The organism is Methylobacterium sp. DB0501, from assembly GCF_011043735.1.
GTDB lineage: Bacteria > Pseudomonadota > Alphaproteobacteria > Rhizobiales > Beijerinckiaceae > Methylobacterium > Methylobacterium alsaeris.
Genome location: NZ_JAAKGV010000011.1, coordinates 161711 through 180190, shown reverse-complemented (window position 1 = coordinate 180190; position 18480 = coordinate 161711). Strand labels below are relative to the sequence as shown.

The window sequence follows — 18480 nt, the reverse complement described above, 5'->3', positions numbered from 1 at the left end:
TGCTTCCTCGACGATCGATCAGTGATGCTCTGGCTCGTGGGCGAACAGCAGGTCGTGGATCTGCTGTTCGAGCTGACCGGCGCTGCCGTCCTGGGCCGAGACCTTGTCGACGTCGCGCACCTCGGCCTTGACCCGGCCCGGATGGGGCGAGAGCAGCAGGATGCGGTTGCCGATCTTGATCGCCTCGGCGATCGAGTGGGTGACGAAGAGTACGGTGAACTTCGTCTCCTCCCAGAGCTGCAACAGCTCGTCCTGGCAGGTGCGCCGGGTCAGCGCGTCGAGCGCCGCGAAGGGCTCGTCCATCAGCAGGATGTCGGGCTCCATCGCCATGCCGCGGGCGATCGCCACGCGCTGCTTCATGCCGCCCGAGAGGGTGTGGGGGTAGCTGTCGATCGCCCGCGTCAGGCCGACCTTCTCGATATAGGCCCGCGCCCGCTCCTCTGCCGCGCGGCGGGTCATCTTGCGGGCGTTGAGGAGCGGGAAGGTGACGTTCTCCAGCACCGTCTTCCAGGGCAGGAGCTGGTCGAATTCCTGGAAGACCATCATCCGGTCGGCGCCGGGCTCCTTGACCACCCGGTCCTTGATGCGGATCTCGCCCTCGCTCGGATGCAGGTAGCCGCCCACCGCCTTGAGCAGGGTGGACTTGCCGCAGCCGGACGGTCCGAGCAGCACGAAGCGGTCGGACGCATCGACCTGGAAGCTGACGCGCTCGGTCGCGGTGACCAGCACGTTGGGCGTCTTGTAGCGCAGCGTGACGCCGCGGACGTCGAGGAGGGCGGTCATGAGCGCGTCGTCTCCCGTCAGCTGCCGCTGAGGTCGTGGGCGACCGGCAGGTAGTAGTCGGTCCAGGCCTTCGGCTTGGTGCGCAGGGTGCCGTTCCGCCCGAGATGCTCGGCGAAGCGCATCGTGCCCTGGGGCTGGAGGTTGAACTCCATCATGCCGGGCTCACCCAGGTAGCCCAGCAGGTCCTCGGCGCTGGTCTTGTCACCGGTCACCTCACGGTAGATCTCGACCGCCTTGCGGGTGTCCTGGCGGATGAAGGCTTGTGCCTCCTCGGAGGCCGCGCGGACCGCCTGGACGATCTTCGGGTTGGCGTCGGCGAACTTGGTGGTGGTGAAGAACTGGCCCTGCGTCAGCGGCCCGCCGATGATGTCGGGCGAGCGGGCGACGATGTGGGCGCCCGGCACGGTGCGCAGCTCGACGTACTGGAAGGGCGGGGCCGCGAAGTGGGTCCGGATCTCGTGGGTCGGGTTGGCGAGCGCGATCGCGGCGTCCGGGTGGCCGAGCTGCACCGTGTTGGCGTCGAGCCGGTTCGCCTGGTCGGCGCCGTACGCCTCGCCCGCCGCCATCTGCAGCAGGATCGCCTGCGTCGAGACCTTCACGGTCGGCACCGCGACCTTGTCGCCCGTCGCGATGTCCTTGATCGTCTTGATCTTCGGGTCGCGGCTGATGAGCAGCAGCGGCAGCGCCGAGGTGGCGACGATACCCTTCACCCCGCCCCGCGTCCGGTCCCAGAGCAGCAGCAGGTTGCCGACCCCGGTATTGACGATGTCGACCCCGCCGGCGAGCAGCGCGTCGGTCTGGCTGCCGCCGCCGGTGAAGGTGATCCACTTCGTCTTCACGCCCGGAACACCCAGACGCTCGGCGTGCTTCTCGATCAGCCCCTGCTTCTCGATGACGTGGGTCGGCAGGTAGATGATGCCGGGCTGGCGCGTGATCGCGATCTCGCTCTTCTGCTGCGCCAGAGCCGGGACCGCCCCGGACAGGCACGCGCCGGCAGCGAGAAGGCCCGCCGCGAAGGCGCGGCGCGCGGGCGAGTGGATCATGGACGTTCTCCCGATGTCGCTCGTCGCGAGCGACGCATGCCGGCCGGTTGTTAGCGTTTGGCCTGACCCCCTCACTAAAATGGTAATGCATTAGTATGTCAACCCGAACCGGTCCGTGCTAGGTTGACCGTGGGACGGCCTCGGCCGCTCCCCGTCGTCGTCAGAGTCCGCCCGTCATGAACGCCGTCTTCGCCGGTGCGCAGCGTCTCCGCGACCGCTCGCGCCATGCCGCCCCGCAGGTCTTCGACCTCATCCGGGAAAAAATCGTCTCGCTCGATCTCGCGCCCGGCACGGTGCTGTCGCGGCCCGAATTGCAGGCGAGCTTCGGGCTCAGCGCCACCCCGATCCGCGATGCGCTGCTGCGCCTCCAGGAGGAGGGGCTGGTCGACATCTTCCCGCAATCGGCCACGGTGGTGAGCCGCATCGACCTCGCGGCGGCCCGCCAGGCGCAGTTCCTGCGCCGCGCCGTCGAGCAGGAGGTGGTGCGCACCCTGGCGCTCTCGCCCGACCGGGCGCTCCTCGCCCGCCTCCAGGCCTTCGTGGCCGAGCAGGCGGTCTTCGCCGAGGAGGGCGACCTCGCGCGGTTATCCGCCAGCGACGAGGCCTTCCATCGCGCCCTGTGCGAGGCGGCGGACGTGCCCGACCTCTGGGACCTGATCCGCCGCCGCAGCGGCCATATCGACCGCCTGCGCCGCCTGCACCTGCCGGTGGAGGGCAAGGCGCAGCAGATCGTGGCCGATCACCGGCGGATCGTCGCGGCGCTCACGGATGGCGCGCCCGAGGCGGCGCAGGAGGCCCTGCGCGATCACCTGTCGAAGTCGATCGCCCTCGGCGACGAGATCCGGGCGCGCTGGCCGGCCTATTTCGCCTGATGCGCGCGGTCGGAAGAACGTCGCCGGACTGACGTCGAAGCGCTCCGACAAACGGGCGCTCTGGTTCCTGTTCAGCTCGCGCTTGCCGCTCAGGAGTTCCGAGACCACGCCCTGGCTGCCGATCTCGGGCAGGTCGCCCTGCTTGGGCCCGTGCTGCTCCATCAGCAGGCGCGGCACCTCGGCCGGCGGGGCATCGGGCCGGGGCAACGCCGTCGCCTCGTAATCGGCGATGAACGCGCCAGGAGGCCGAGGAGCGGGGCCAGGGAATGTCCTTCGTCACCCGCACCGGCATCGATGAGGCCGTTCATCGCGGCGACCGCCGCCTCGTACTGTGCATCGTCAATGCTTGGACGCGTGAGAACTTGCCGCGAGATCGCCTCGAACACATCGGCGAGCATGGCATTTCACGGGAACCTCCCCAACGATAAGCTGCTCCCTCTACGTCATCCCGGGACTCGCTGAAGGCGAGAACCCGGGATCCATAACCGCCGACAGTGCAGAACCCGGCGGCTCGCGTGCCGCTTCATCCTGACGTCTCAGCGGTTATGGATCCCGGGTTCCGCTGCGCGGCCTCGGGATGACGATGGAGGGTTTGAAGTCTTTCAGCGGACGACGAAGCATGATCTCCCGAGCAACGTCCTACCCCCGCCCCACCACCGTCCGGATCGCGAAGCTCGACTGGATCCGCGCCACCCCCGGCAGCCGCGACAGCACCTCCTTGTGCAGGCGCTCGTAATCGCCCGCATCCGACACCTCGATCCGCATCAGGTAATCGGACAGGCCGGTCATCAGGTAGCAGTCGCGCACCTCCGGGCAGCGGCGCACCGCGGCCTCGAAGCGGTTGAGCGACTCCTCGGTCTGCCGTTCCAGGGTGATCTGGGTCAGCACCACGAGATGGGCCTCGCGCTCGTCGGCCTCGATCAGGGCGGTGTAGCCGCGGATGGTGCCGTTCTGTTCCAGCAGCCGCAGGCGGCGCAGGCAGGCCGAGGGCGACAGGCCGACCTTGGCGGCGAGATCCGCGTTGCTGATGCGCCCGTCGTCGCGCAGGACGCGCAGCATGCGCGCGTCGATCTCGTCCCGTCCCGCCACTGCGCAAGATCCTGTCGTTCGTTCGCAGATCCTGGCGTATCGTAGCATGAAGTCGCAGCTCCTGCGACGATCCGGCGGGAAATTCGGCGATCCTTGCGCGACACTAGGGCCGTCGACCGGGCGCCGGGTCGGATACGGACGAAGGCAGGGCGCGACAGGGATTCTCGGCGATGCGCGTTCTGATCCTCGGCGGCGGCGTGGTTGGCGTCACCTCGGCCTATTATCTCGCCAAGGCCGGACACCAGGTCACGGTGCTCGACCGCCAGCCCGGCGCCGGCCTCGAGACCAGCTTCGCCAATGCCGGCCAAGTCTCCCCCGGCTACTCGGCCCCCTGGGCCGCCCCGGGCATCCCGATCAAGGCGATGAAGTGGCTGATGATGCGCCACCGGCCGCTGGTGCTGTGGCCGAGCCTGGAGCCCAAGCTCTACGGCTGGCTCGCCAAGATGCTGGCGAACTGCACCGAGGACGCGTACCGCCGCAACAAGGGCCGGATGGTGCGGCTCGCCGAGTACAGCCGCGACGTGCTGCGTGACCTGCGCACCGAGACCGGCATCACCTACGATCACCGCGAGAAGGGCACGCTCCAGCTCTTCCGCACCCAGAAGCAGCTCGACCATGTCGGCGACGATACCGGCGTGCTCGACGAATACGGCGTGCCCTACGAGGTGCTGGACCCGGCGGGCTGCATCGCCGCCGAGCCGGCGCTCGCCCGGGTCGCCGGCACCTTCGTGGGCGGCCTGCGCCTGCCGGGCGACGAGACCGGCGACGCGCATCTGTTCACGCAGCGCCTCGCGGCGATCTGCGAGAGCATGGGCGTGACGATCCGCTACGGCGCGACGATCACCGGCCTCCGCCAGGAGGGCGGCCGGATCGCCGGCGTGCGGCTTGCCGGCGGCGAGGTGCTGACCGCGGACACGTATGTCGCCGCCATGGGCAGCTACACCCCGATGATGCTCAAGCCGCTGGGCATCGAGATTCCCGTCTATCCGGTGAAGGGCTATTCCCTGACCCTGCCGATCACCGATGCCGACGCCGCCCCGGTCTCGACCGTGATGGACGAGACCTTCAAGGTGGCGATCACCCGCCTCGGCGACCGCATCCGGGTCGGCGGCACGGCGGAACTCGCCGGCTTCAGCAACGCCCTACGCGGCCCGCGCCGGGCGACCCTGGAGCGCTCGGTCCTCGATCTCTTCCCGGCGGGCGGCGACGTCGCGCAGGCGAAGTTCTGGACCGGCCTGCGCCCGATGACCCCGGACGGCACCCCGATCGTCGGCGCCACGAGCTATTCGAACCTCTACACCAATACCGGCCACGGCACGCTCGGCTGGACCATGGCCTGCGGCTCGGGCCGGCTGCTCGCCGACCTGATCGGCGGCCGGGCGCCGGAGATCGACCATCAGGATCTGGCGGAAGCGCGCTACGCCAGGGCGGCGTGAGGCGGTTCGCTCGCGCGCACGATGACCGACACCCTCCGCGTCATGGAAGGGCCCGTTCGGCGACCGACGCCGTTCGCCCGCGACAATCGCCACCCATGCGCTAGATCCCGCCCCGGGCGGGAGAACCGGCGCATGACGTGGGTCGCGGGGGTGGACGGGTGCCCGGGCGGCTGGGTCGCCGCCTTCGGACCGCGCGACGGCAACTCCGAAAAGATCCGCACGCGGGTCCTGCCGAGCCTGGAGGCGATCTGCGACGCGCCGGAGGCCCCCGCCGTCGTCGCGGTCGACATCCCGATCGGCCTGCCCGACCGGGTCGGCCCCGGCGGCCGCACGGCCGAGGTGCTGGTGCGGGCGTTGCTGGGGCCCCGGCGCGCCTCCGTCTTCCCGACCTCGGCCCGCCGCGTCGTCTACGCGCCCGACTATACCGCGGCCATCGCCCTGTCGCGCCGGCCCGAGACCCAGCCCTTCGCCCCCTCCCCGCCCGCCAACGCGATCTTTCCCCGCATCCGCGAGGCGGACGGCCTGTTGCGCGCCCGGCCCGACTTGCAGGCACGGGTCTACGAGGTCCATCCGGAACTCGCCTTCCAGAGCCTCAACGGCGGCACGCCGCTCCCCGCCGCGAAGCGGAAGCCGGAGGGGGCGGCCCTGCGGCGCGGCCTTCTCGCCAAGGCCGGATTGCCCGTCGACCTCGCCCCGCCGCGGGGCGCCAAGCCCGACGACCTCCTCGACGCGCTGGCGGCCTTGGCCGCGGCGCGGGCCATCGCCAACGGGCGCGGCGTGTCCTATCCCGATCCGCCGGAGCGCGACGCCCACGGCCTGGCGGCCGCGATCTGGACGCTTCCCCACCGCGAGGGCCCCTCATGACCGATTTGCCGACCCGCGACATCGCCCGCGCCCTGGTGCTCGACCCGAAGGGCCGGCTCCTCCTGATCGCCTACGAGGCCTCCCGCGACGTCGATCCCGGCCGGCCGGGCGACCGGACCTTCTGGTTCATGCCCGGCGGCGGCATCGAGCCCGGCGAGACGCCGGAGGAGGCCTGCCGGCGCGAGCTGGAGGAGGAGATCGGCGTCAGGGACGTCGCCCTCGGCCCCCAGGTCGCCCGCTGCGACGGCGCCTTCACACTGTTCAACAAGTCGCGCTTCGCGCGCGAGCGCTACTTCGTGGTGCGATTGCCCGACGACCGGGTCGATACCAGCCGTCTCGCCGAGACCGAGGACAATCCCGTCTACGGCACCCGCTGGTGGCCGCTCGACGAGCTCGCCGCGACCCACGAGCGGGTCGAGCCGCAGGGCCTCGCCGCCCTGGCCAAAAGGCTCATGGCCGGCGAGGCGATCCCCGAGGTGGTGACGTTGTCCTGGGGGCCCGGCGCGGCGTAATCCTGTCGCGGAGTCCATCGAAGGAGTGCGAATTCATGGCCGACGCGACCCCGTTTCCGCAATCGCTGACGGAGGGCTACCGCGCCTTCCTCGACGACCGGTTCGTGCGCGAGCAGGACCGCTATGCCAGCCTCGCCGAGGGGCAGAGCCCCGAGATCCTGATCATCAGCTGCTGCGACAGCCGGGTCTCGCCGGAGGTGATCTTCGACGCGCGGCCGGGCGAGCTGTTCGTGGTGCGCAACGTCGCCAACCTGGTTCCTCCCTACGAGACCGGCGGCGAGTATCACGGCACCTCGGCGGCGCTGGAATTCGCCGTGCAGGCGCTCAAGGTGAAGCACATCGTGGTGCTGGGCCATGCCCGCTGCGGCGGCGTGCGCGCCTACGCGGACGATGCCGCGCCGCTCTCGCCGGGCGACTTCATCGGCCGCTGGGTCTCGCTGATCCGCCCGGCGGCGGAAGCGCTCGGCGACGAGCCGCGCGGGCCGGACTACCTCGAGCAGCTCGAATACGCCACGGTGACGAACAGCCTGCGCAACCTCATGACCTTCCCCTGCGTGAAGATCCTGGTGGAGCGCGGCAAGCTCCAGCTGCACGGCGCGCATTTCGGCATCGCCACCGGGCAGCTGCGGATCCGCGACCCCGAGACCGGCGAGTTCCGCCTCGCCGAGCCCGATCGGGCGGCGGGTGCGACCAAGCTGATCCGCTGCCAGGACGAGGCCGGCAGCGGCGGCTGACGAGCGAGCGGCGGGCCGCACCGCTGCGGCCTGCCGGACTCCACAACTTGCCGTAGAGAAAACAGGACTGAACCTGAGCACGGCCGGACCCGGTGCCGTACCATCTGTCATCATTTGGAATTTATATTTCCGTAAACCAGTTTGCACTTAATCTCCTCGTGAGAGCGATATTTCGATCGATTGCCGCCGCCCGGTCACGCGGGCGGATCGTCTGCGACATGGGTCTCTCGCAACAGATCGAGCAAGGCCACGCGATTGGCCGCGAGGAACGCGCATGTCGATGGGTCTGACGATCAAGACGAAGCTGACGTCCACCGTCACCCTTTTCCTGGTGCCGGTGACGTTGCTGGCCGGCCTGTTCGTCAACCAGTCGACCAAGGACATCGATTTCGCCAGCCGGGAGCAGGCGGGCGTCGCGTATCTCCAGGCGGCCTGGCCCGTCCTGCGCTCGGGCGTGGCGGCCCGGATTCCCGCCGCGACGACGGCCGGGGACGGTTGGGCCGCCTTCGAGGCCGCGCGGGAGCGGCACGACGCGACGATGGCCACCGGCGAGGCCGCCCGCGACCTCGCCCTCGCCCGGCCCAAGGGTGCCGCCGCGACCGCGGAGGCGGCCCGGACCCTGATCGCCCGGATCGGCGACGGCTCCAACCTGATCCTCGATCCCGATCTCGATTCCTTCTACGTGATGGATGCCGTCGTGGCGAAGCTGCCGGATCTGCTGCAGGAGGCCGGCACGCTCGCGGCCCTGGCGGCGGAGTTCCGCGCGAAGCCGGCGCTGACGCCCGGCGATGCGGCCTTGTTCCTGATCGAGGAGGGCAAGCTCCGGGCGAGCGCCGACGGCCTCCAGGCCTCCCTGAAGGCCGCATCCAAGGCCGATGCCGGCGGGACCGTCCGGGGTGCCCTCTCGGCGCCGGCCGCCGCCCTGGCTCGGGCGGTCGAGGCACTCAGCCGGCACTCCGCCGCCCTCGCCGAGGCCCATGCGGCCGGCCGGCAGGGCGCGGCCGATCTCGCGCCGTTCCAGCGCGCCGCGACCGACCTCGTCGCCGGGACCGACCGGTTGTGGTCGGAGGGCGCGGCCGTGCTCGACCGGCTGCTGGCGACGCGGATCGCCGGCCTGCGCACCCATCTGGTCGTCGCCTTGGGCGCCGCGGGGTCGGTGACGCTGCTGGCTTTCCTGCTCGCCTTCCTGCTGACGCGCTCGGTCGTGCGCAGCCTGGCCGGCCTCGACCGGCGCGTGCGCGCCCTGGCCGACCAGTCCCTCGATGCCGACGTGCCGGAGGCGCGGGGCGGCGACGAGATCGCCGCGTTGGCCCGCGCCATCGTCCATTTTCGCGACCGGACCGTCGAGACGATCGCCCGGGCGAGCGACGACGAGCATCGCCAGGCCCTGGTGAACCAGGAGCGCCGCTTCATGGCGCAGCTCGCCGAGCGCGTCCGCGACACGGTGGGCAACGGCGTGCGCCACTTCCAGACCGTCGCCGGCACGATGCAGGGCGCGAGCGCGGGCGTGCAGAGCCACGCCACCGACACCCGCGAGCGGCTGTCGCAATCGGTGCTCGACCTGAAGGGGACCGCCACCGAGATCGCCGGCGCGGCCGGCGCCGTGACCGAACTCTCGGCCTCGATCGACGAGATCGCCGGCCGGGCGGCGCAGTCGACCGAGGCGATGCGGGAGGCGCGGTCGCAGGCCGCCGCGACGCGGGCGCTGGCCGTCGAGATGTCGGAACTCAGCGACCGCATCGGCAGCGTCACGGGCCTGATCCACGCCATCGCCGGGCAGACCAACCTGCTGGCGCTCAACGCCACGATCGAGGCCGCCCGCGCCGGCGAGGCGGGACGCGGCTTCGCGGTGGTCGCCGCGGAGGTCAAGTCCCTCGCCGGCCAGACCGCCCGGGCGACCGACGAGATCGACCGGCAGGTGGGTGCGCTGCGGAAGGCCTCCGGCAGCGTGCTCGGCGCGGTGGACGGCATCGCCACGACGGTGGGGACGATCGCCGACATCGCCACCTCGATCGCCTCCGCGGTCGAGGAGCAGAGCGCGACCACGGGCGAGATCACCCACATGATGCAGGTCGTGGCGGACCGGACCCAGACGGTGATCGCCGGCATCTCGACGCTGCCGAAGGTGGCGAGCGAGACCGACGCGCTCGCGACGCGGCTCGCCGGGATGGCGGTGGACCTGAGCGGCGAGGCCGGGCAGGTCAACGGCGAGATCAACCAGCTCCTGATCGAGATCGCCGACCGGCGCGGCGGGGAGCAGGCCCGGGCGGCCTGATAATCCTCCTACGGGCCTCGCGCGGGAGCCCGAGCCCGCTCAGTCCGCGTGCCCGATCCGCGCCGCCAGAGCCGGCGCGAGCCCGGTGCTCGGCTTCGGGTCCGGCCGGCGGAACGTGCCGGCCGTCGCCTTGCGGGGACGTTGCGCCACCACGGCCTCGGCGAGCTTGACCGCCGCCACCACCTGATCGACCACCGGCACCGGCAGCCGCTCGCGCACCCGGGCGGCGAGGCCCGACAGGGGGGCGCCGGCGAAGATCAGCACGTCGGCGCCATCCTCCCCGACCATCGCCCGGGCGAGGTCGACCAGTTGCGCCTCCTTCTCCTCCTGCACCCCGGAGAGGGCGGAGAAGCGCCCTTCGAGCGCCCGCACCCCGGCGCAGCGCGGCCCGAGGCCGTGAGCGGCGACGGTTTCCTCGTACCAGGGCACCAGCGCCCGGGCGAAGGTGACGAGGCCGAAGCGGCGCCCGAGCAGGCAGGCCGACAGCATCGCGGCCTCGGCGAGGCCGATCACGGGATAATCGAACAATTCGCGGGCGCCGAAGAGGCCCGGATCGCCGAAGGCCGCGATGATCGCGGCATCGACCGGCGGCGCCTCGGCCAGCATCTCGAGGGCGATGGCGCCGCCGATCTGCGCCTCGGCCCGGGTCGCGATGTAGGGCACGCCCCGGGGCGCGGTGGCGGTCAGGATCTCGGTGCCGGGGGCGGCGACGGCCGAGCCGGCGGCGCGCATCAGCTCGGTGACGTCGCGGCTGGTATTGGGGTTGAGGAGCAGCAGGCGCATCGGGATTCTCTTCGGGCCTCAGGCGGCGTCTGGCGTGGAGTCCAGTCCGGCGAGCAGCGCCGTTCCGGTATGGCCGACATGGTCGGCGAGCAGCCGGCCGGCGCGCTCGGGGTCGCGGGCCTCCAGGGCCGCCAGGATCGCCCGGTGCTCGGCGACCGATTCGTCCCAGCGCGCCCGGCTGTCGAGGGCGCGGCGGCGGGCGATCTCGGCCCGGGCGTGCAGCGCCTCGTGCGCCTCGCGCAAATACGCATTGCGGGCGGAGGCCACGATCAGCGCGTGGATCTGCTGGTTGAGGGCGAAGTAGGAGGCGAGCGCCCCGGCGGCGTGGTGCGCCTCCATCTCGGTTTGGAGCCGGCGCAGCCGCTCCAGCTCCGCCGGGGCGATGCGCCGGGCCGCGAGTTCGGCGGCGGCCCGTTCGATCGCCGCGATGGCCTCGAACAGCTCCGTCACGGCGTCCGCGCACAGCTCCGCCACCCGGGGCGAGCGGTTGGGGCGCAATTCCACCAGCCCCTCGACGGCGAGCAGCTTCAGCGCCTCGCGCAACGGCGTGCGCGAGATGCCCAGCGCCGCCGACAGCTCGGTCTCGACGAGAGCCGCGCCGGCGGGCAGCGTGCCCGCGACGATCAGCGCCCGCAGCCGCTCCGCCGCCTGGTCATGCAGGCCGCGCCGCGGGCCGAGGCCGGCGGGTTCCAGCAGCACGGGCTTGCGCGGGCGCCCGCGGGGGCGCCGGACCGGATCCATGCGTGTCCTCTCCATCACTCGTCGGATCCGGACCATAACCGCCCGGCGCGGCGCCGGGCGCATCAATTCCGGGCAATTCTGCTGCCTGCCTCGGCATTTGGCATGAATTGCATGCAGAGCACCAAAAATGCGTTGCGATGTTTCCCAGGCCGTCCCACCCTGGATCGGACGGCGCTTCCCGCCGCCCGCCCCCAGAGCCGCCGCGGCGCCCGGACCAAGGCCGGCGCCCTTCACGAGCGAGGTCACCGACCATGCGCCGCCCTCTCGGCCCCCTGCTGGCCGCCGCCCTGTGGTTCGTCTCGCCGGCCTTCGCCGAGGATGCGCCGGTGAAGGTCGGCTACGCCAAATGCGCCCATTGCCTGCCGGTCGCCCTGCTGCCGGGGCTCGCCAAGGAAACCGGCAAGGGCGCGACGATCGAGGCCACCGGCTTCAATTCCGGCAACGACGTGCTGACGGCGCTGATCGCGAAAAGCCTCGACGTGGCACAGGTCACCTACCTCCACTACGTCACCGCCCTCGACAAAGGCTTCGACATCGTGGCGGTCGCCGGCGAGGTGAATGGCGGCTCGGAATGCCTGTCCGCGAAGGCGCTGAACCTGAAGGCCGAGGACTGGGCCGGGTTCAAGGCCGCGGTCGAGAAGGCCAAGGCGGCGGGCACGCCGCTCAAGGTCGCGGCCTCCCGCGGCAATGCGCAGGACATCCACATGCGCGGCGCCCTCCTCAAGCAGGGCATCAACCCGAACAAGGACGTGCAGTTCGTCAACATCCCGAACCCGTCCGACCACCTCGCGGCGATGCAGCGGGGCGAGATCGACATGGTCTGCTCGGTCGAGCCCTTCGCCTCGCAGATCCGCATGGCGGGCGCGGCCGCACATTTCGTGCTGCCCTACGACCAGGCCGCCGGCAACCTGACGAACCTCATCGTCACCCGCTCCGACGTGATCGCGAAAAACCGGGCCGGCGTGCAGGCGGTGGTCGATGCCGACGTGGCGTTGGTGGACCGGCTCAAGGCCGACCGGGGCATCTGGGTCGACGTCATCAACCAGAAGACCGGCCTGTCGAAGGAGGTCGCCGCCGAGGCGATCAGGAACGCCGAGCCCGACTACCGGATGCACCGGGGGAAGACCCTGGCCATCGCCGCGATGATGCGGGACCTGAAATACATCGGCCGCGACGTCTCGGCCGACGTGGAGAAGCACATGGACTTCTCGTTCCTCGAGGCCGCCACCAAGAAGACCCGCGATGGCCTCGGCTACTGAGACCGCGCCGCTCACCCCCGCGGCGGCCCCGCCCCGCCGGCTGCCCCGGCGCCTCGTCGCCTTCGCCGAGCGGGCGGCCCTGCCGCTCCTGCTCGTCGCCGGCTGGGAGGCTTTTGCCCGCTCCGGCGCCCTGCCGGCGGCCCTGCTGCCGGCGCCGACCGCGGTCCTGCACGCGCTGGGCGACTGGCTGCTGGGCCTCGACGAGAGCACCCAGACCTATTCCGGCCATTGGGTGCCCGACGCGCTCGCGAGCCTGACCCGGGTCGCCGCCGGCTACGCCATCGCGGCCGTCTCGGCCGTGCTGATCGGGGTCGCGATCGGCTGGTGGCGGCTCGTCGAGCGCACCGTCGAGCCGACCCTGCAGATGCTGCGCCCGATCCCGCCGGTCTCGTGGATCCCGCTCGCCATCATCTGGTTCGGCATCGCCGACAAGCCGGCGATCTTCCTGGTCTTCCTCGGCGCGTTCTTCCCCGTCCTGATGAACACCATCCACGGCGTGCGCGGGGTCGACCGCAACCTGATCCGGGCCGGGGCGATGATGGGCGCCTCCGAGCGCCAGCTCCTCACCGACATCGTGCTGCCGGCCGCCCTCCCGTCGATCTTCTCGGGCCTTCGCATCGCCATCGGCTCGGCCTGGATGCTGACGGTGACCGCCGAGATGGTCGCGGTGAAGAGCGGGCTGGGCTACGTCCTGTGGGATTCCTACTACTTCCTGCGTTACGACATCGTGCTCGCCGCGATGATCTCGATCGGGTTGCTCGGATACCTGTCCGACCTCGGCCTCAAGGCGCTGATGGCCTCGGTGCTGCACTGGCAGAAGGGCACGACGGTGCAGGGGCGGTGATCCGCCCCGCCCCTTCCCCCGGATTCCTTCGCCCACGGAGACTCCCATGAGCGCGATCGACCTCGCCGACGTCCAGAAAGTGTTCCGCGATCGCGACGGGCGCGACCTCGTGGCGGTGGACCGCACCCGGGCCACGATCGAGGCGGGCGAGTTCGTCTGCCTGCTGGGGCCCTCGGGCTGCGGCAAGTCCACCCTGCTCAACATGATCGCGGGCTTCGAGCAGCCGAGCGCCGGCGAAATCCGGGTGGCGGGCCGGCGGGTCGAGCGGCCCGGCGCCGATCGCGGCGTGGTGTTCCAGCAGCCGACGCTGATGCCCTGGCTCACGGTGATCGACAACGTCGCCTTCCACCTCAAGCTGAAGGGCGTCGCAAAGCCGGAGCGGCACGACCGGGCCAAGGCCTATATCGATCTCGTCGGGCTCGCCGGGTTCGAGCGGCACTACCCGGCGGAGCTGTCGGGCGGCATGAGCCAGCGGGTCGGCATCGCCCGGGCGCTGCTAATGAACCCGGCGGTGATCCTGATGGACGAGCCCTTCGCGGCGCTCGATGCCCAGACCAAGATCGAGATGCAGGAGGAACTGGTCACGATCTGGCAGCGGGTCGGCGCCACGGTGGTGTTCGTCACCCATTCGGTCGACGAGGCGCTGGTGCTCGGCAACCGCATCGCCGTGATGAGCCGGCGCCCGGGCCGCATCCGCGAGTTCATCCCCTTCGATCTGCCCCGGCCGCGGGACGTGACGAGTCCCGGGTTCAACGACATGAAGCGCCGGGTGCTCGCGATGATCCGCGAGGAATCGACCAGGAAGGCCGCCGCATGATCCGGCTCGGGATGCTGACCCCGTCGTCGAACACCCGGCTCGAACCGGCGACGGCGGCCCTGCTGCGCGACGCCACCGACATCACCGCGCATTTCTCGCGCTTCCGCGTCACCGAGATCACCCTCTCGGCGGCGGGGCTCGGGCAGTTCGACGAGGCCCCGATCCTGAATGCGGCCGCGCTCCTCGCCGACGCCAGGGTCGATGCCATCGCGTGGAACGGCACCTCGGCGGCCTGGCTGGGCTTCTCCCGCGACGAGGCCCTGTGCGCCCGCATCACGCAAGCCACCGGCATCCCGGCGGCGACCGCGGTGCTGGGCTTCCGCGAGGCCTTCACCCGGGCCGGAATCCGGCGGGTCGGCCTCGTCACACCCTATACCGGCGACGTGCAGGCGAAGATCCAGGCGAATTGGGCTGCTGCCGGGTTCGACTGCGCCGCCGAGCGCCATTGCGGGTTGTCCGACAACTTCTCCTTCGCGGAAGTGCCGGAGCGGGAGGTCGCCGCCATGGCCCGGGCGGTCGCCGCGGAGGGCGCGGAGGCGGTGGCGGTCGTCTGCACCAACATGGCGGGGACGGCGCTCGTCGAGGACCTCGAGGCCGAACTCGGCATCCCGGTCTTCGATTCGATCGCCGTCACCCTGTGGGCGGCCTTGCAGGCGGCGGGCGCCGATCCGGGCCGGATCGCCGGCGGGGGTCGGCTGTTTCGTCTCTGACGGCTACCGATCGGCCTTGCCGCCGCCGAGGGTGAGTTCGAGGTAGCGGCGCGTCGTCGGCCGCACGAGGTCGGCCATCGTCTGGGCCATCGCCAGTTCCTCCTTCAGCGACATCTCGAAGGCCGGAAGCCGGGCGCCTTGGCCGACGGCCTCGGCAAGCGTGATCAGCGCGTCGTAGGCCGCCGCCTCGTAATTCTCGAAGGCGCGGTTGGCGAAGGCGTTCTTCAGGATCTCGTCCTGAGCCGGGGTATGGGCGAGGGCCGCCATGTTGCCGACGAAGCCGAGCACGCCCTCCTTCAGGGTCGAGGGGCTTTCCGACATGGTGGACAAGGCCTCCTCGAGCCGGTCGCGCTGGCCGTGCGTCTCGGTGATGTGCCGGCGCAGCGCCGCCTCCATGTCGGGGTAGCGCTCCAGCCGCTCGACCTGCCGCTCCATGATCTGGAGCGCCTGGAGTTCGAGCGCGTGGGTGTTCCTCAGCGCGGTCACGTACAGCGAGCGGATGTCCTCGGCCATCGGGGGTTCCTTCCGGGTGGGGTGGATCGCGATCCTGGGCAATTACCCCAGGAGGGTATTTGACCCTCGAGCCAACGCCCCCCGCCGACGCCGGTTCGCCGAGACGGTACATACTGTGACAAAGTATCCAGGCGAGGTCTCCAAGGCGGCATGATGAGCCCGGAACGCCGGGTGGGTGCCGACGTTGCCCGCCCCCTCCACGGACGAGGCGCCGTGCCCGCCGCAACTCCGGGAGGACAGCCATGACCGCATTACCGCCTCCCGTGCCGCCGTTCGACCGCTTCGACAAGGGCTACGGCAGCGTCCCGACCGAGACCGGGCCGGACCCGGGATCCCGACAGCAAGGGCCATTATTCGCCGCAGCCGCACCGAACTCTTTTCCGACGACGCGGCGCCCGTCCGGCCGCAGGGGGCATCCCGCCGTTAAGGATGTTTCCCGTGAAACGCCGGATCGGCGCCGCCGTCACCCCGTTCCCGTCACCACCCCAGCGTATTGTCGCCAAGGTCTCTCATCATGAGAGCGTCCCTGACGATCCGTGCGCAGGGAGCCTGTGATGTCCCATCCCGCCCTTCATCAGCCCGTTTCCGGCCTCACCCGCCGCGCCGCCCTGATCGGGACCGCGCTCGCGGCCTGCGCCGTCCGCAGCGCGGCGGCAGCGGAGGATGCGGCGGCGCGGCTGGCGCAGCTCGAGCGGCGCGACGGCGGCATGCTCGGCGTCGAGGTGCGCGACACCGCGACGGGTCGTCGCTTCGGTCACCGGGCCGACGAGCGCTTCCCGATGTGCAGCACCTTCAAGGCGGTCGCCGCCGCCGCGGTGCTGGCCCGGGTCGACAAGGGCCAGGACGACCTCAACCGGCGGATCACCTATGGCCGCAACGCCCTCCTTAGCTACGCCCCGGTGACGGGCAAGCATGTCGAGACCGGCATGACCCTGGCCGAGCTCTGCGCCGCCGCGGTGGTATGGAGCGACAACACCGCCGCCAACCTGATGCTCGACACGCTCGGCGGCCCCGCCGGCATCACCGCCTTCGCGCGTGCCCACGGTGACACCGTCACCCGCCTCGACCGCACCGAGCCGACCCTGAACACGGCGCTTGCCGGCGACCCGCGCGACACGACGAGCCCGGCGGCGATGGTCGGCCTCCTCGACAACGTGCTGCTCGGCCGTGCCCTCTCGGGCGACTCGCGGGCCAAGCTCGTCGGCTGGATGCAGGAGAGCCCGACCGGTCTGAAGCGCGTGCGCGCCGGCCTGCCGGACGGGTGGCGGACCGCGGACAAGACCGGCACCGGCGACAACGGCACCGCCAACGTGGTGGCGCTGATCCACCGCCCGGACGGTGCGCCGATCCTCGCGGCGGTGTATCTCACCGGATCACCGGCCGAGCCCGCCGCGCGCGATGCCGTGCACGCCGAGATCGGCCGGTTGATCGCCCGGAGCTTCCCGGGCGGCGCCTGACCTCGCTCGCACCTCGCACCTCGCACCTGCCCGATGTCGAAGACCACCCGCGCCACGCAAGCCCTGACCCGGGCCGGCATCCCGCACAGCGTCCACGTCTACGACTACGACCCGGACGCGATCCGCATCGGCCTCCAGGCGGCGGAGGCAATGGGCGTCGTCCCGGGCGAGGTGTTCAAGACCCTGATGGCCGCCGTCGACGGCAAGCCGGTCTGCGTGCTGGTGCCCTCGGACCGCGAGATGTCGCTGAAGAAGCTCGCCGCCGCCTTCAACGGCAAGTCCGCCGCGATGATGCGCCCGGCCGACGCAGAGCGGCTGACCGGCTACCATGTCGGCGGCATCAGCCCGCTCGGTCAGAAGCGGGTGGTGCCGACCCTCGTCGATGCCGCCGCCCTCGCGCTCCCCGCGATCTTCGTCAATGGCGGCCAGCGCGGGCTCCAGGTCCGGCTGAAGCCCGACGACCTCGTGCGCGTGCTCGGGGCCCGGAGCGAGGCCGTGACCTGAGCGAAACGCCGCGTTAACCACGACCCCCCAAATGTCTTCCGGGAGCGAGGACAGGATCGGATGGGTGGGTTTGTGAGGCTCCTGGCAGGCATCGTCGCCTTCGGCCTCGCGGGGCCGGCCGCGGCGGCCGACATGCCGGAACCGGGCTACTGGCCGGCACCGCGCCCCGTGCCCGGCCCTGCCCCGGCCCCCCGCTACTTCCCCCGCGGCGACAGCGACGCCTCGACAGCCGCCCGGGTTCCGGCCGCCTGCATCGACTTCGTGCCGACCAACGCGCCCGGCGACCCGACCTATGTCGGCTCGCCCTTCGGCCTCGGCAAGCCAAGCTATTACGGCTTCCCGCCCCCGCGCGGCGTGGACGATCCGTATGGGCGCCGGCTGGCGCGGCGCTGCCTGTAGCGACGAGCGGGTCGCCGGAAGCTTGCCGGCGCGGCACCGCCGGGTTAGCGCGGGCCGCCTGCCCCGGGGCGCCGTCCAGGATCCGCACCGCATGACCCGCATCGCCTGCCTTCACACCGTCGACAGCAACGCCGCCCTCTTCGACGAGGCGCTGGCGGCGACCGGCCTGACCGGGATCAGCCTGCACCACACCGTGCGCACCGACCTGCTCGCCGCCGCCGAGCGGCAGGGACGGCTCACCCCCGAAATCGCCGACGAGACCGCCGCGATCCTGCGCCGCCTGTCGGCGGAGGCCGACGTGGTTCTGCTGACCTGCTCGACCCTCGGGCCGGCCACGGAGGCCGCGGCCGCGGACGCGCCGGTCCCGGTCCTGCGGGTCGACGAAGCGCTCGCCGCCGAGGCGGTGCGGGAGGGCGGCCGGGTCGTCGTGCTCTGTGCCGTCGAGACCACGGTCGAGCCGACCCGGCGCCTCTTCGAGACGGCGGCGCGGGCGACCGGCGCAACGATCGACGTGCGGGCCGTGCCCCAGGCCTGGACGGCGTTCAAGGCGGGCGACCGCGACCGCTACGGGGATCTGGTCGCCGAGGCCGCCGAGGCGGCACGGGCGGAGGGCGCCGCCCGGGTCGCCCTGGCGCAGGCCTCGATGGCCGGCGCCGCCGCGCGGCTGCCCGCGGATAGGCGCCCCCTCACCAGCCCGATGGTCGGCGTCGCGGCCGCCGCCCGGGCCGGGACCGGCGCCTGAAGCGCGAAGCCCGGCCGGCCCGCTCCTGCGCGGGCGAAAGGCGCTTGACCCGGCCCCGGCGGCCGGTCCGATGAAGGATGGGTTCGATCAGTCGAGGTGACCC

The 18480-nt window shown here is 71.6% G+C and carries 21 protein-coding genes; 15 read left to right on the top strand and 6 right to left on the bottom strand.

Features of this window, described 5'->3' with window-relative positions:
- Positions 1-18: 18 nt before the first annotated feature.
- A complete protein-coding gene (locus G4G93_RS17870) occupies positions 19-783 on the bottom strand; it encodes an ABC transporter ATP-binding protein (protein ID WP_165085973.1) in 765 nt (254 codons plus the stop codon).
- Between the two features lie 17 nt (positions 784-800).
- Positions 801-1826: an ABC transporter substrate-binding protein gene (locus G4G93_RS17865; RefSeq protein WP_165085972.1), complete on the bottom strand. Its 1026-nt coding sequence runs from the start codon at positions 1824-1826 to the stop codon at positions 801-803.
- Between the two features lie 176 nt (positions 1827-2002).
- Here G4G93_RS17865 and G4G93_RS17860 point away from each other — a divergent pair, with 176 nt between their 5' ends.
- Positions 2003-2698, top strand: coding sequence for a GntR family transcriptional regulator (locus G4G93_RS17860; protein ID WP_165085970.1), 696 nt, complete (start codon positions 2003-2005; stop codon positions 2696-2698).
- 266 nt (positions 2699-2964) lie between these two features.
- Positions 2965-3126, top strand: a complete 162-nt coding sequence (locus G4G93_RS17855; RefSeq protein WP_165085969.1) for a hypothetical protein — start codon at positions 2965-2967, stop codon at positions 3124-3126.
- A 211-nt stretch (positions 3127-3337) separates the two neighbouring features.
- Here G4G93_RS17855 and G4G93_RS17850 read toward each other — a convergent pair whose 3' ends face one another.
- Complete coding sequence (locus G4G93_RS17850; protein WP_165085967.1) at positions 3338-3835, bottom strand: Lrp/AsnC family transcriptional regulator; 498 nt, start codon at positions 3833-3835, stop codon at positions 3338-3340.
- A 122-nt stretch (positions 3836-3957) separates the two neighbouring features.
- Here G4G93_RS17850 and G4G93_RS17845 point away from each other — a divergent pair, with 122 nt between their 5' ends.
- The 5 genes from G4G93_RS17845 to G4G93_RS17825 all read left to right on the top strand — a co-directional run bounded on the left by G4G93_RS17845 (position 3958) and on the right by G4G93_RS17825 (position 9608).
- Positions 3958-5223 carry a D-amino acid dehydrogenase gene (locus G4G93_RS17845; protein ID WP_165085966.1) on the top strand — a complete coding sequence of 422 codons (1266 nt, stop codon included), beginning with the start codon at positions 3958-3960 and terminating at the stop codon, positions 5221-5223.
- Between the two features lie 132 nt (positions 5224-5355).
- Positions 5356-6087: a DUF429 domain-containing protein gene (locus G4G93_RS17840; protein WP_165085964.1), complete on the top strand. Its 732-nt coding sequence runs from the start codon at positions 5356-5358 to the stop codon at positions 6085-6087.
- Positions 6084-6599: an NUDIX hydrolase gene (locus G4G93_RS17835; RefSeq protein WP_165085963.1), complete on the top strand. Its 516-nt coding sequence runs from the start codon at positions 6084-6086 to the stop codon at positions 6597-6599. Before G4G93_RS17840 ends, G4G93_RS17835 begins: the two co-directional genes overlap by 4 nt.
- A gap of 35 nt (positions 6600-6634) precedes the next feature.
- Positions 6635-7333 (top strand): carbonic anhydrase, encoded by a 699-nt coding sequence (locus tag G4G93_RS17830; RefSeq protein ID WP_165085962.1) that lies wholly within the window; start codon positions 6635-6637, stop codon positions 7331-7333.
- Between the two features lie 274 nt (positions 7334-7607).
- Positions 7608-9608, top strand: coding sequence for a methyl-accepting chemotaxis protein (locus tag G4G93_RS17825; protein WP_165085960.1), 2001 nt, complete (start codon positions 7608-7610; stop codon positions 9606-9608).
- A gap of 39 nt (positions 9609-9647) precedes the next feature.
- Here G4G93_RS17825 and G4G93_RS17820 read toward each other — a convergent pair whose 3' ends face one another.
- Positions 9648-10391, bottom strand: coding sequence for an aspartate/glutamate racemase family protein (locus G4G93_RS17820; RefSeq protein ID WP_165085959.1), 744 nt, complete (start codon positions 10389-10391; stop codon positions 9648-9650).
- 18 nt (positions 10392-10409) lie between these two features.
- The gene (locus G4G93_RS17815; RefSeq protein WP_165085957.1) at positions 10410-11132 is read right to left on the bottom strand and encodes a GntR family transcriptional regulator; all 723 of its coding nucleotides are present in this window, start codon (positions 11130-11132) and stop codon (positions 10410-10412) included.
- A gap of 251 nt (positions 11133-11383) precedes the next feature.
- Between G4G93_RS17815 and G4G93_RS17810 the strand changes: the two genes are divergently transcribed.
- Genes G4G93_RS17810 through G4G93_RS17795 form a run of 4 tightly spaced genes read left to right on the top strand, consistent with a single transcriptional unit; the run spans position 11384 to position 14762 of the window.
- On the top strand, positions 11384-12391 hold the full coding sequence (locus G4G93_RS17810) for an ABC transporter substrate-binding protein (RefSeq protein WP_165085956.1): 1008 nt from the start codon (positions 11384-11386) through the stop codon (positions 12389-12391).
- Entirely contained in the window at positions 12375-13235 is an 861-nt protein-coding gene (locus G4G93_RS17805; RefSeq protein WP_165085954.1) for an ABC transporter permease, read from the top strand. Before G4G93_RS17810 ends, G4G93_RS17805 begins: the two co-directional genes overlap by 17 nt.
- A 46-nt stretch (positions 13236-13281) precedes the next feature.
- Positions 13282-14052 (top strand): ABC transporter ATP-binding protein, encoded by a 771-nt coding sequence (locus G4G93_RS17800; RefSeq protein WP_165085952.1) that lies wholly within the window; start codon positions 13282-13284, stop codon positions 14050-14052.
- Complete coding sequence (locus tag G4G93_RS17795) at positions 14049-14762, top strand: aspartate/glutamate racemase family protein (RefSeq protein WP_206289846.1); 714 nt, start codon at positions 14049-14051, stop codon at positions 14760-14762. The genes G4G93_RS17800 and G4G93_RS17795 overlap by 4 nt, the downstream gene beginning before the upstream one ends.
- 3 nt (positions 14763-14765) lie before the next feature.
- Here G4G93_RS17795 and G4G93_RS17790 read toward each other — a convergent pair whose 3' ends face one another.
- Positions 14766-15275: a ferritin-like domain-containing protein gene (locus tag G4G93_RS17790; protein ID WP_165085950.1), complete on the bottom strand. Its 510-nt coding sequence runs from the start codon at positions 15273-15275 to the stop codon at positions 14766-14768.
- Positions 15276-15829: 554 nt separating this feature from the next.
- Here G4G93_RS17790 and bla point away from each other — a divergent pair.
- The 4 genes from bla to G4G93_RS17770 all read left to right on the top strand — a co-directional run bounded on the left by bla (position 15830) and on the right by G4G93_RS17770 (position 18377).
- A complete protein-coding gene (gene bla, locus G4G93_RS17785; protein ID WP_165085948.1) occupies positions 15830-16732 on the top strand; it encodes a class A beta-lactamase in 903 nt (300 codons plus the stop codon).
- A gap of 33 nt (positions 16733-16765) precedes the next feature.
- On the top strand, positions 16766-17236 hold the full coding sequence (ybaK, locus tag G4G93_RS17780) for a Cys-tRNA(Pro) deacylase (protein WP_165085946.1): 471 nt from the start codon (positions 16766-16768) through the stop codon (positions 17234-17236).
- A 60-nt stretch (positions 17237-17296) separates the two neighbouring features.
- A complete protein-coding gene (locus G4G93_RS17775) occupies positions 17297-17635 on the top strand; it encodes a hypothetical protein (RefSeq protein ID WP_165085944.1) in 339 nt (112 codons plus the stop codon).
- Between the two features lie 91 nt (positions 17636-17726).
- Positions 17727-18377 (top strand): aspartate/glutamate racemase family protein, encoded by a 651-nt coding sequence (locus G4G93_RS17770; protein ID WP_165085942.1) that lies wholly within the window; start codon positions 17727-17729, stop codon positions 18375-18377.
- Positions 18378-18480 lie beyond the last annotated feature (103 nt).